12 protein-coding genes are annotated in these 13,125 nt (G+C 40.2%); 4 read left to right on the plus strand and 8 right to left on the minus strand.

The features are described from left to right. Nucleotides 1–14: 14 nt before the first annotated feature. Both I6G50_RS07360 and I6G50_RS07365 read right to left on the minus strand, forming a co-directional pair. Nucleotides 15–818, minus strand: a complete 804-nt coding sequence (locus tag I6G50_RS07360) for a DUF6273 domain-containing protein (protein WP_197908387.1) — start codon at nt 816–818, stop codon at nt 15–17. A gap of 131 nt (nt 819–949) precedes the next feature. Next, entirely contained in the window at nt 950–2,239 is a 1,290-nt protein-coding gene (locus I6G50_RS07365; protein ID WP_004259668.1) for an adenylosuccinate synthase, read from the minus strand. A 242-nt stretch (nt 2,240–2,481) separates the two neighbouring features. Here I6G50_RS07365 and hslO point away from each other — a divergent pair, with 242 nt between their 5' ends. From hslO to I6G50_RS07385, 4 genes are all read left to right on the plus strand, one after another. Then, nucleotides 2,482–3,366, plus strand: coding sequence for an Hsp33 family molecular chaperone HslO (hslO, locus tag I6G50_RS07370; RefSeq protein WP_197908388.1), 885 nt, complete (start codon nt 2,482–2,484; stop codon nt 3,364–3,366). Then, complete coding sequence (locus I6G50_RS07375; protein WP_197908389.1) at nt 3,363–4,910, plus strand: ClC family H(+)/Cl(-) exchange transporter; 1,548 nt, start codon at nt 3,363–3,365, stop codon at nt 4,908–4,910. The genes hslO and I6G50_RS07375 overlap by 4 nt, the downstream gene beginning before the upstream one ends. Nucleotides 4,911–4,996: 86 nt before the next feature. Continuing rightward, on the plus strand, nt 4,997–5,992 hold the full coding sequence (dusB, locus tag I6G50_RS07380) for a tRNA dihydrouridine synthase DusB (protein ID WP_004259677.1): 996 nt from the start codon (nt 4,997–4,999) through the stop codon (nt 5,990–5,992). Nucleotides 5,993–6,058: 66 nt separating this feature from the next. Further along, nucleotides 6,059–6,301 carry a hypothetical protein gene (locus I6G50_RS07385; protein WP_004259680.1) on the plus strand — a complete coding sequence of 81 codons (243 nt, stop codon included), beginning with the start codon at nt 6,059–6,061 and terminating at the stop codon, nt 6,299–6,301. Nucleotides 6,302–6,356: 55 nt separating this feature from the next. On the opposite strand, the gene I6G50_RS07390 is transcribed toward I6G50_RS07385, so the two are convergent. The 6 genes from I6G50_RS07390 to I6G50_RS07415 form a co-directional block, all read right to left on the minus strand. Next, complete coding sequence (locus I6G50_RS07390) at nt 6,357–7,238, minus strand: YitT family protein (protein WP_004259683.1); 882 nt, start codon at nt 7,236–7,238, stop codon at nt 6,357–6,359. 121 nt (nt 7,239–7,359) lie between these two features. Next, complete coding sequence (locus tag I6G50_RS07395) at nt 7,360–8,223, minus strand: YitT family protein (protein WP_004259686.1); 864 nt, start codon at nt 8,221–8,223, stop codon at nt 7,360–7,362. 10 nt (nt 8,224–8,233) lie between these two features. Next, entirely contained in the window at nt 8,234–9,982 is a 1,749-nt protein-coding gene (gene aspS / locus I6G50_RS07400; protein WP_197908390.1) for an aspartate--tRNA ligase, read from the minus strand. A 58-nt stretch (nt 9,983–10,040) separates the two neighbouring features. Next, nucleotides 10,041–11,324: a histidine--tRNA ligase gene (gene hisS / locus I6G50_RS07405; protein WP_081168537.1), complete on the minus strand. Its 1,284-nt coding sequence runs from the start codon at nt 11,322–11,324 to the stop codon at nt 10,041–10,043. Between the two features lie 270 nt (nt 11,325–11,594). Further along, nucleotides 11,595–12,146: a CDP-diacylglycerol--glycerol-3-phosphate 3-phosphatidyltransferase gene (gene pgsA, locus I6G50_RS07410; protein ID WP_004259695.1), complete on the minus strand. Its 552-nt coding sequence runs from the start codon at nt 12,144–12,146 to the stop codon at nt 11,595–11,597. A gap of 48 nt (nt 12,147–12,194) precedes the next feature. After that, nucleotides 12,195–13,088, minus strand: coding sequence for a helix-turn-helix domain-containing protein (locus tag I6G50_RS07415; RefSeq protein WP_197908391.1), 894 nt, complete (start codon nt 13,086–13,088; stop codon nt 12,195–12,197). Nucleotides 13,089–13,125 lie beyond the last annotated feature (37 nt).

Raw genomic sequence — 13,125 nt, forward strand, 5'->3', positions numbered from 1 at the left:
TTACTTTCACTCCTTTATTTATCTAGCTTAAGCACATACACGATCTGTCCACTACTCTTTTTTTCCTCCACTGCCGTTTCTGGTGGAAGCGTGAAGGCTGGGCGGACATAAGATATATAAGCAACACCGTTGCCTCCAAATTTTCCTTCATAATTGATTACATTAGTCACTGATGAATCCGTAGAAAAAGCAGTACGAAGCCACCAACTATATGGTGTAGAATCATTTTCTCTAAAGGCTAATCTAGCCTCTTTCACTCCCCCTTGCCTCTTAAAGTACAATAAGTTTCTTTCTTCTTCTAAACGAATTCTTTGTTTATAGTTTCCTACATCAATATCTGAAAGCAGAAAGAGTTTTCGTTTTATTTTTTCTATACGCCCTATTCCAGCATTTACTTCCGAGGGTTTTATCCCCAGCTCTGTGGAGGGGATATTTTTTTGCACGTCGTTAGAGAAACGCTTGATAAGTTCTTTGTGCATAAAGGAGTCCGGTATGCTCTGTCCGTAATAGGCTTCCTCCCAGCCATCTCGAAAAGACATCGGCGGATCTAATAGATATTTTCTAAGCAATAAAATATTCCCTTGACCACTATAATTTTTAGTCAGGACAAGATAAGGTACCAACTTCCCTTCTTCCTTAATGTGGACGGTGTAGCCCAAACGCTTGTCTTTGTCATAGGCTAAGTCTCTTAAGGTTTTTGGTTCCTTTGCAGGAAAGATATAAATAAAATCCTCCCTTTTTATCACTATAAAAACAGCAATAAGTATATGGGCAAAACTTAAAGCTAAAAATAGAATTATTTTCTTTTTATTTTTCAACGGTCTCTCCTCCAACGGCATTTCTAAAATCCTTCACTTATTAGCACGTTCAAAATTAAGCATCCTCACTAAAAAGGCATAAAAAAAGCAATCACTAATGTGATTGCTTGCTTTTAGCTTTAATTATTTTATTAATCTTCCCAAACATTTTCTAAAACGTTCGTTTGGTCACGGTCTGGTCCTACTGAGAAAGTAGCGATACGAACACCTACAAGTTCTGCCACACGGAGCACATAGTTACGTGCTGTTTCAGGCAATTCTTCAAGCGTGCGCATACCTGTGATATCTTCAGACCATCCTGGCATTTCTTCATAGATTGGTTTACAACGTTCCAATTCTTTAAGACTTGCGGGATAGTGAGTGATTTCTTTTCCATCAAGTTCATAAGCCACACAGATCTTAACTGTTGGTAAGCCTGCAAGAACATCGATAGAGTTAAGGCTAAGGTGAGTCAAACCTGATACACGACGTGAATGACGCATTACAACTGCATCAAACCACCCCACACGACGTGGACGGCCAGTTGTAGTTCCATATTCATGTCCAACTTCACGGATTTGATGACCAGTTTCATCAAAGAGTTCTGTTGGGAAAGGACCATCACCAACACGTGAAGTGTAGGCTTTACATACACCAACTGCTTTATCAATCTTCGTTGGACCTACACCTGATCCAATAGCTACACCCCCTGCCAATGGGTTTGATGATGTAACAAATGGATACGTACCTTGGTCAATGTCCAACATAACGCCTTGCGCACCTTCAAAGAGAACGCGGTGACCTTCGTCCAGTGCATCATTTAAGATAACTGAAGTATCTGCCACATATTTTTTGATTTGTTGGCCATATTCATAGTATTCGTTAAAGATTTCATCGAAATCAAGTGCTTCACTGTCATAAAGCTTAACGAACTCGCGGTTTTTATTTTCAAGATTTGTACGCAGACGTTCTTCAAAAATTTCTTTATCAAGAAGATCTGCAATACGGATACCGACACGGGCAGCTTTATCCATGTAAGCTGGGCCGATACCTTTGATTGTTGTACCGATTTTATTGTCACCTTTTGCTTCTTCTTGAAGAGCATCCAATTTGATATGGTAAGGTAAGATAACATGGGCACGGTCTGAGATGCGAAGATTATCTGTTGTTACACCGTTTTCGTGAAGGTAAGCAATTTCTTTAACCAAAGCTTTGGGATTGACAACTACACCATTACCGATAACAGATGTTTTTTCTGGAAAGAAGATACCTGATGGGATAAGGTGGAGTTTGTACTTGAAGCCGTCAATCACGATAGTGTGGCCGGCATTGTCCCCTCCTTGGTAACGCGCAATAACTTCTGCGTCTGAGCTGAGGAAATCAGTAATTTTACCTTTTCCTTCATCTCCCCACTGCGTTCCTACAACAACAACTGATGGCATAATAGCTCTCTTTTCTTTTAATATTTGTACGCTCTATCTCCCTCTTTCAAGGGACACAGCTGGCATTTTGATATTGAAAAGCTCCTATCGCACTATTCCCATTATAGCAAAAATATATTTTACTCTCATGGTAAAATATATTTTTTGGAAAAAAAACAAATTTTTGTTCGGAAATATCTAACTTTAAATCACAAAACCACAACCATAAATGAATTCAAAAATATGTTAAAATAGAAGAAGTTATGACTGATAAAATATTAAAATCCATTTCAAAAAATGGTCACTTTCGTGCCTTTGCTCTTGATTCTACTTTGACTGTCCGTGAAGCTCAAGAACGTCATCAAACGATGCCTTCTTCTACTGTTGCTCTCGGACGTACATTGATTGCTGCCCAAATTTTGGGAGCCAATGAAAAGGGAGACAGTAAAATTACTGTTAAAGTCTTAGGCGATGGCGCAATGGGTGCAATAGTTGCAGTAGCCGATGCAAAAGGTAATGTGAAAGGCTACGTTCAAAACAAAGATATTGACTATAAAAAAGCTTCAACTGATGAAGTACTTGTCGCACCTTTCATCGGAAATGGTTTCTTCGTTGTTATCAAGGATATGGGCCTTCGCCAACCTTATACGGGTCAGACCGATCTTATTACAGGGGAAATTGGGGAAGACCTTGCTTGGTATTTTCTCTCAAGTGAACAAACCCCTTCTTCTGTCGGTTTAAATGTCCTACTCAACGAGGGTGAAGACAGTGTTAAAATCGCTGGAGGTTTCATGCTTCAAGCCTTGCCTGACGCTACCGATGAAGAAATTTCTATTATGGAAAAAAATATCAAGGGTATGCCAAGTATCTCTGAGATGCTTTTACGTGAAAACCCTCTTGAAGCAATGCTAGCTGAAATTTACGGCGAGATGGACTATACTGTTCTATCTGAATCACCCCTTGCCTTTCAGTGTGATTGCTCAAAGGAACGTTTCACTACAGGACTTCAAAGTCTTGGAAACGAAGCCCTTACAGAAATCATCGAAGAAGATCATGGTGCTGAAGTTCTCTGCCAATTTTGTGGGCGTAAATATGAATTTACTGAAAAAGAACTCAACGATTTAATCTTGGGAGCAGCTCAAAAATGAGACTACTGATTAAAGACCTTTCTCAATCTTCAAACAAAAACATAGGCTTAATTTTTTTAAGTTTATTGGTTGGACTTGCAGCTGGCACTCTCGCCAGCTTTTATCGTCTGGTTCTCTCACTCGCTGAAAAATACGGCATGGTGCTCTACCAGCAAGCTTCGAGACATCTTATCTATCTGATGTTACTACTTCCCGCGCTGCTTTTTCTCAGCTTTATTGTCAGCATGTTGATGAAAAAATACCCCATGTCTTCAGGAAGTGGTATTCCTCAAGTCAAAGGACAATTACTGGGATACTTTAAACCCGACTGGTTTTCAACGGCTTGGGCCAAGTTTGTTGGGGGGACTCTCGCCATGTTCGCTGGGCTTTCTCTTGGGCGTGAGGGCCCTTCTATTCAGTTGGGTGCAGCTATGGGACAAGCTATCGCCCAAAAGTTCTCTCATACGGAACGGCATCAACGCTTGCTTATTGCTTCTGGGGCTTCTGCTGGTTTATCCGCTGCCTTTAATGCGCCTCTCTCAGGTATTATGTTTACCTTGGAAGAAGTCTTCAAGTATTTTTCACCTTTGATTTTATTGACGTGTATGACTTCGGCTATTGTCGCCGATGCGGTCTCCCGTCTCATCTTTGGCTCAGCAAGTATCTTTGACTTCCAGATTATCACGAGTTTTCCTCTTTCTGATTACTGGTTGCTCCTCCTTTTAGGGATACTCATGGGGATTTTTGGTGCCGTTTATAATTATTCTCTTCTGCAAGGGCAACGTTTGATGAAGTTGAAGATACACAGTCCTTTTTTGCGTGTCTTACTTAGTTTTGTTGCTTCTGCACTTATTGCCCTTTTCTTCCCTCTCATCAGTGGGAGTGGGCATCACTTGATTGATCAACTCACTCTAAGTTGGGGTCTCGTTTTTCTCTGCCTTGTCTTTATCTCAAAATTTTTCATATCCATTATAAGTTATGCTTCTGGGGTACCAGGGGGGATTTTCTTTCCTCTTCTCGTTTTAGGAGCTAGTCTTGGCAGTATTTTTGCGACAGTCTTTATTCCTTTGTTTCATCTGTCAGGTGCGCTCTTTCCTAATTTTATTATTTTAGCGATGGCTGCTACTTTTACTGCTATTGTGCGCGCGCCAATGACTGGTATTTTACTTTTGGTAGAGATGACGGGCTCTTTTGACCATCTCTTACCTTTAGCTTTCGTTTCTCTTATTTCTTATCTTGTTGCTGAGTTTTTACACTCTGAGCCAATTTATCATTCTTTATTGAATAATCTTTTAGCAACCGATTCAGAAATTCCAGCGGAAAATACAGGTCATATTATGATTGAGGTCCTTGTTCAGTTTGACTCAAAGGCTGATCATGAACTTGTCCAAAATCTCGCACTACCAGAAGATACACTTCTTGTTTCAATTCAGCGGAATGGAGAAAAAATCATTCCTCGTGGAGATACTACCCTCTACGCTGGAGATATCGCCACTTTCTTGACCACACAAATCCAAGAAACACGTGTCCGTCAAAAAATAAAAGATCTCTTTACAGATGAATAAAACAAAAATCCTCTAGAGAAATTTCTCGGAGGATTTTTCAGTGCAAAGTCTTAGCAAATCCTCTAAAAAATGGTAAAATATTCACTATGACTATGGATTCAAAATACACAGCCCCTTGGAAAATTGGGGATATAGAAATTGCCAATAAAATCGTTCTCGCTCCCATGGCGGGAATTAACAATAAAGCTTTCCTAACAACGGCTAAAGAGTTCGGTGCTGGACTCGTTGTTACAGAAATGATTTCCGATAAAGGAATCGAGCACCGTAATAAAAAAACACTACAAATGATGGACTTTGAAGGCGTTCCTCATCCTTTATCAATGCAGATTTTTGGAGGCGAAGTTGATACTCTCGTTGAAGCTGCAAAATTCGTTCAAGAAAATACAGTTGCGGACATTATTGACATCAACATGGGATGTCCTGTTCCTAAAGTAACCAAAAATGAAGCTGGAAGCCGTCTCCTTCTTGACCCAGATAAGGTCTACGATGTGGTTAAAGCAGTCAGCTCTGCGATTGACCTCCCCCTTAGTGTTAAAATCCGTATCGGATGGGATTCTGATCATCTGTATGCTGTGGAGAATGCGAAAGCTATCGAAGCTGCAGGTGGTTCAGCCGTAGCCATGCATGCACGTACACGCGCCCAACTTTATGAAGGCAAAGCAGACTGGACTTGGCTCGAAAAAGTAGCGAGCAATATCAATATCCCATTTATTGGTAATGGGGATGTTAAAACACCTGAGGATGCCAAACGTATGATTGACGAAACCGGTGTTGATGCGGTAATGATCGGACGTGCAGCTTTAGGAAATCCTTGGATGCTTCATCGTACAGAACATTATCTCCGTACAGGTGAACTACTTCCAGAGCCAACGGTGGATGAAAAAATGCGTATCGCTAAAATTCACTTGCAACGCCTTGTTGAGCTTAAAGGAGATAACTTAGCATCGCGTGAGTTCCGTCAGCATGCTGCTTACTATCTGAAAGGTGCTAAACGTGCTGCCAAAGTTAAAGTAGCAGTTAACCAAGCAGAGTCTCAAGCAGAAATTGTTAAAATCTTAGATGATTTTGTTGCTCAAAACTAATAGATTGGCTTTTGCCAGTCTTTTTGTTTATAATAAAGTTAGTATCATAAAACAAGGAGGGACTCTATGCGTACATCAAAAGCACTTGTCGAAATCGAAAAGGCTATCATTCACCTCAAGAAAGCTAAACGTGAAATCAGCAATTATAGTTTTGAAAATCAAACACAAAGTTTAATTCAAATCAACCAAGCTATTGACCGCTTACAAATTATCAAGGACGGCGTTACTGCAGATTCTTCAGACGTAGAAGGTGTTTCTTCTGTTGGTCGTCTTGAAGGAGATCGTTTAACTTCTAAACTGTTTCATTAATCCTCATACAAAAAAAGAAGAACCGTATCTGGTCCTTCTTTTTTATATATATTATTTATTTTTTCTTACGTTTATATTTGCTTTGTGGATAGGTGAAGTCACCCATAACTTCATGAACATTTATAACCGTTGAAAAGGCTTGTGGATCTATTTCCGAAATCAGTGCTTTGACCGTCATAACTTCTCGAGGGTTGAGGACAACATAAACAACACGTTTCTCAGTACCCGAATACGCGCCTTCCCCATGTAAGAATGTTGCGCCACGTCCAAGTTCAGCAAGAATTGCATTGGAAATTTCTTGGTATTTTGGACTTATGATGAGCATACCACGAACAGTATAACCACCTGACTGGATAAGATTAATAACCTGAGCGCCAACAAAGCTAGCAATGAGGGTATAGACCATATGGTTGACATCAATATAAGTCAGTGAAAGTGTCATCACAAAGATATCAAGCGTAAAGATAACACGTCCAACAGCTGTTCCTCGCTTAATTTGCAACAGCTGTGCAATGATATCCGAGCCACCTGTTGTTCCCCCAAAGCGGAAAATAACCCCAACTCCTGTTCCCGCAAATACCCCGGCTAAGAGAGCTGCAACTAAGTTATCATGCAAAAGATTGATATTAAAATCAATGGCCTGAAAGACTGAAAGGAAAAGCGAAATATTAACAATCGCATAAACCGTGTAGATAAAGGTCCGCTGTCCTAAGAAACGGTAACCAATAAAAAGCAAAGGGATATTCAGAATGAACTGACTTATGGCCGGGTCCAGATTGAACAAGGCATGCAATATCAAGGTAATCCCGGAAAGGCCACCTGCAGCCAACTGATTGGCCATATTTAACTTTACAAAACCAAAAGCAAAGATGATTGCTCCTAAACTGATGGCAATAAAGTTACGAAAATGGATTTTAATGAGGCTCATATCCTTCATACAACTCTCCAATCTAATACTATTTTATCCTATAAAAATAGCTTTATAATTTCTCGCAAAACCTCTGTCAAAACTGACAGAGGCCTTCTCTAATTTATACTAAAACGACCATTTTGTCAACTTAATCGGTAATCTCATTAAAATTACCAATCACTCGAACATTTTCCGAGATAGAAACAAAAGCTTTAGGGTCATATTTAGTAATGATTTCTTTGAAATCTTGATACTCATACATGGTTATAACGGTAAATAAAATCGTGCGCTTTTCATGTGTATAAGCACCTTCTGCATTATTTAATATGGTTGCACTATGGTGCATCTTTTCAAAAAGCTTTCTAATAATGATTTCTGGATTCTCAGTAACAATCATTACTTGCATTCGTTTTTGACGTGTAAAGATTGCATCAGTGACACGTGAACTGACAAAGATAGCAATCATGGAATAAAGCATATATTCCCATCCAAAGAGAACACCGGCTGTAAAGATGATTACACCATTGACAATAAAGCCAAGTGTGCCAACATTATGTCCGGTTTTTTTTCGGATATAAAGTGCGATGATGTCTGTTCCTCCACTGGAAATACCATTACGCATCGCATAGCCCACACCAGCACCCATGATTGTCCCCCCAAATATTGCATTAATAATTGGATCGGGTGTCAGAGTTGTTTCAGGAACAAAGTGGATGAAGATAGAGCTCATCGTAACGGTCAAAAGAGTGAACAGAGTGAACTGTCGCCCCAGTCGGAACCACGCTAAAATCATTAATGGAACATTAATTAAGAAGAGCGTTGCGGAGATGGGTAGATAGTTGTGCCCCAAAAGGCGCGTTAAAACTTCTGTTGCGACCTGAGCGGCACCAGTTGCACCACTTGAGTAAACACGTCCTGGTTGATAAAAGAAATTCAATGCAAAAGCAGAGGTGATTCCATATAAGACAGATGCTGAGAAACGATGTGTCAACTTTTCCCAGCCACCAAACATGTTGATAAATTTAGTCAAGTTTTTCAAGTTTAATTCTCAATTCTTCCAGTTGGCTCTCACTGACTGCTGATGGTGCTTGTGTCATCGGGTCTGTGGCTTTATTATTTTTAGGGAAGGCAATAACTTCACGGATATTGTCTTTTCCTGCAAGCAACATAACGAAACGGTCTAAACCAAGGGCTAAACCTCCATGTGGAGGGAAACCATAGTCTAATGCTTCCAACAAGAAACCAAATTGTTCATTGGCATCCTCAAGACTAAAGCCGAGAGCCTTGAGCATTTCTTCTTGTAGGTCGCGCGTATTAATACGGAGTGAACCCCCACCCAGCTCATAACCATTCAAGACAATATCGTAAGCGTGGGCACGTACTTTACTTAAATCTCCTGACAACTCCCCTTGTGTTTCAGCAGTTGGTAAAGTAAATGGATGATGGGCACTCATATAACGTCCTTCTTCTTCTGACCATTCAAACATCGGCCAGTCGATAACCCAAAGGAAGTTAAATTTAGAATAATCAACTAATCCTTGTTCTTTTGCAACCGTCTGACGAAGTGCACCAAGCGCTGAGTTGGCGACTTCCAAACTGTCCGCTACGAAAAGAACCAAGTCATTGTTTTCCAAACCTAAAGTTTCAACAAATTCTGCTGTTTTATCTGTCAAGAATTTTGCGATTGGCCCTGAAAGATTGTCTTGTTCAAACTTGATCCAAGCTAAGCCTTGAGCACCATTTTGCTTCGCTTGCTCTGTCAGTTTGTCGATTGCTTTACGGGAATATTTATCCGCATTGTTCTTCACCACAATAGCTTTTACAACAGGTGCTTCACTAAAGACCTTAAAATCAACTGTTTTGGCAAAATCAGTCAAATCTGTGAGTAGCATTTCATAACGAGTGTCTGGCTTATCCGAGCCGTAAAAATTCATGGCGTCATCATATTTCATACGGGGAAACGGCAATGTTACATCAACATTTTTAACGTCTTTCATAACTTTTGCGATTAAGCCTTCTGTCAAATCTTGAATTTCTTCTTCCCCAAGGAAGCTCGTTTCCAAGTCGACCTGGGTAAACTCAGGTTGACGGTCTCCACGTAAGTCCTCATCACGGAAGCACTTCACGATTTGATAATAACGGTCAAGTCCCGCTGTCATCAACAACTGTTTCATAAGCTGTGGACTTTGTGGTAAAGCGTAGAATTCCCCTTTATTCACACGAGAAGGTACAAGATAATCACGCGCACCTTCTGGTGTAGATTTATTCAAGAAAGGTGTTTCGACATCGATGAATCCTTGGTTATCTAAGTAGCTACGGATTGCACGAGTTGTGGCATGACGCATCGTGATATTGTTAAGCATCTCGGGACGACGTAAGTCAAGATAGCGGTATTTCAAGCGTGTATCGTCAAGCACTTCCACACCATCTTTGATTTCAAAAGGTGTTGTTTTGGATGTGCTCAGGATTTGCATGTGATTTGCTTCAATTTCGATGCTACCTGTTTTGATGTTCGCATTTTTGCTCGCCCGTTCAACAACTTTACCTGTAATTTCCAGTACATATTCGTTACGAACTTTATCAGCAATTTCGACGATTTCAGCAGCTGCTGTTTCAGGATTTACCACAATTTGAACGATGCCTTCTCGGTCACGTAAGTCTATAAAAATCAAACCGCCAAGATTACGGCGTTTAGCCACCCAACCTTTTACCGTGACTTCTTGATTTAAATACTCCTCTGTGATGTTGCCTGCATAGTTTGTTCTTTTCAATTTTTTCTCCTTATTTTTCACTCATCTTTACTTTTTAGTCGTTCAGGAAAGTTAAACGTCACTCGCCAATTACTTCTTCAAAAATCGGTGCAAAACTTTTCTTAACTTCTGTCAAACTTGTTTTTACTTCTTTACGGGTTTGGTTATGTTTTACGGTGATGTTTCCTGTTTCGGCTTCATTGTCCCCAAGTGTGATAATCACTTCTGCAGCTGCTTTTTCAGCGGACTTAAATTGCGCGCCTAGTTTACGGTTTGAAAAATCACGTTCTACTTTAAAAGCTTGAGCACGTAAACTTTCAGCAAGTTTTGTCGCCTCGAGACTTGCTTTGTCTCCCATGACAGCGATGTACACATCAAGTGTATCCTCATCATGGAAATCAACACCTTGCATTTCGGCAATCATGAGCAAGCGTTCCACACCAAGTCCAAAACCAAAGCCGGGTGTAGCTGGTCCATCAAAGTACTCCACCAGCCCGTCATAACGACCACCAGCACACACAGTAAGTTCCTGTCCTTTTACATCAACGATAAATTCGAAGATTGTATCATTATAGTAGTCCAAACCACGGACCATATTGGTATCAATAACATATTTGATGCCCAAGCCATCCAGAAGTTTACGTGTCATCTCAAAGTGAGCTTGTGATTCTTCTGTCAGATAGTCCAGAACAGATGGGGCACCTTTGACGATTTCTTTATCTTCTTTTTCTTTACTGTCTAAAACACGAAGTGGATTTTCATGTAAACGACGTTGGCTATCTTTTGAAAGTTGATTTTCAAAAGGTGTTAAGTACTCAATCAAAGCTGTACGATAAGCCTTACGTGTTTCTAAATCACCGAGTGAATTCAAGTGAAGCGTTACACCTGTAATCCCTATTTGCTCGAAGAAAGTCTGAGCCATAGCGATAACTTCAACATCAATAGCGGGATTTTTTGAGCCAAAACATTCTACACCAAACTGGTGGAATTCACGCAAGCGCCCTGATTGAGGACGTTCATAGCGGAACATTGAACCCGTATAATACATTTTCACCGGTTTAGGAACTTCAGGTGCAAACAATTTATTTTCAATATATGCTCGGACAGTTGAAGCTGTACCTTCTGGACGAAGCGCAATGTGACGCCCTCCCTTGTCTTCGAAATCATACATTTCTTTTGTGACGATATCACTTGTTTCCCCTGTTGCTCGGCTAAATAGTTCATAACTTTCAAAAAGTGGCGTACGAATTTCTTTGAAATTATAATCTTCAAATACTGCACGAGCTATCATTTCGACATATTGCCATTTTTGTGATTCTTTTGGCAGAATATCTGCTGTACCTTTAGGTTTTTGTAATTTCATTTTATCTCCTCTGAATTAAATACATTTGTGATTAGAAACTTTTCGACGGTAGTGAATATTAAAAAACGCCCTAAGCATCAAGCTCTAGGGCGTCAGTAATCTTATCGCGGTACCACCTAAATTTGTCCTGTCTTCCAGAACCTCAGTTTAGCTATAACGTAGCCACCGTTTTTTATAGTCACATTCCCTTGTGAGCTTTCAGCCACGTCTCACTCTCTATACAATTAAGTATAACGCAGACTTCTTTTTTTTTCAAGCTTTAAATTCAGATTAATTTTTGAAAACCTGCATATTTTTTGCAAAATAATCATAACCAGAATAGATAGTAAAGAAGAGGCAAATATAAAGTAAGATTGTCCCGATATAGATGGGGTCTCCAATCAAGAGAAAGATAATTGATAACATCTGAGTAAATGTTTTAATCTTACCTGGCATGGCTGCTGCAAGTACTGCTCCACCTTGTTCTACAAGCAAGAGGCGAAGGCCTGTTACTGCGAGTTCACGACAAACAATGATTGCAACAACCCAAGCTGGCGCCAATCCTAAGGCAATCAGCATTACAAAAGCTGCCATTGTCAACATCTTATCGGCCAATGGATCCGCAAACTTACCAAAGTTTGACACGACCTTCCATTTACGAGCCAAATAGCCATCGAGCCAGTCAGTGATAGAGGCTACAGCAAAGATAACCGCTGCAACAATCCATGACACATAACTTGCACCAACCGCTGCACCCTGTGGCAGATAAAGCACGATGAGAAAGACGGGAATCATAAAGATTCGTAGTATTGTTAATTGATTGGGAAGTTTTTCTTTTTTCATAATTGCTTTCTTTGAAAATTATTATTGAGTAAGCTGTATGATCTAAGCTTACTCTGTTGTACTGGCATAAGCTACTGTTAATTGAACACTTACTGCGCTGCCTACGGTTAAAGCAGACAACTCAACATTGCTGCCATTGATGGTCATCGTGAGCCCTTGCGTATTTGATAAATTAATCACGGAATTCGTCAAACCAGCTCCAAGTGTTGCTGTTGCTGTATTTTCCGCATCAGACAGGGTACGCACGGTAGCCCAGTCAGCATTGGTAAGTGAAATAGTCGTTACGGTGCCTGCTGCTGTAGTAAAAACAATCTTAGTAGGACTTGTTGCATTATCTACTTTAACATTCAGCTGTGCACCACTCCCTGTTACCGTGAGTTGGTTTTCAGGTGCTGGTTTTGACTCAACAGGCTTTTCCTTTGACTCTGAAGTTTTCTTTTGTTCCGTGGATTTTACTGTTTCACTGGTCTTATAAGTATAAGAAGCATCCTCTAAATCATTACTTTGCGGACGGCTGAGAAGTACAACTGCCGTAACCCCACCAACGATTGCTAAAGCAACAGCAGAAAGTAAAATTATCGGCACGTAGTGACGCCATGCGGGAACATCAACTTCCTCTTCTTCCTCACTTTCTTCTACACGCTCACTGGGTTTAACAAAGCGATAAGTTTCTTGGATATCTTCATGGTCTTCAACGGTCATCGACCCATCTTTTTCATAAGCCAGCAAGATTTGATCTGCGTCAAGCTCAAGTTTTTCAGCATATTGTTTGAGGTAAGCTTTAATATAAAAATCACCGGGTAAAGCTTTGTAGTCCCCTGTTTCTAAAGCAATAATATATAATTTCGGAATATTTGTAAGTTTCTCGGCTTCGCTTAGCCCAAGGCCAAGATCCGTTCTCTTTTCTTTGAGGACTTCGCCTATTGTTTTAATTGCCACCATGTCCTCCTCTCAGATTTATGAAATGTATGGACTTATT

This window comes from Lactococcus garvieae, from assembly GCF_016027715.1.
GTDB lineage: Bacteria > Bacillota > Bacilli > Lactobacillales > Streptococcaceae > Lactococcus > Lactococcus garvieae_A.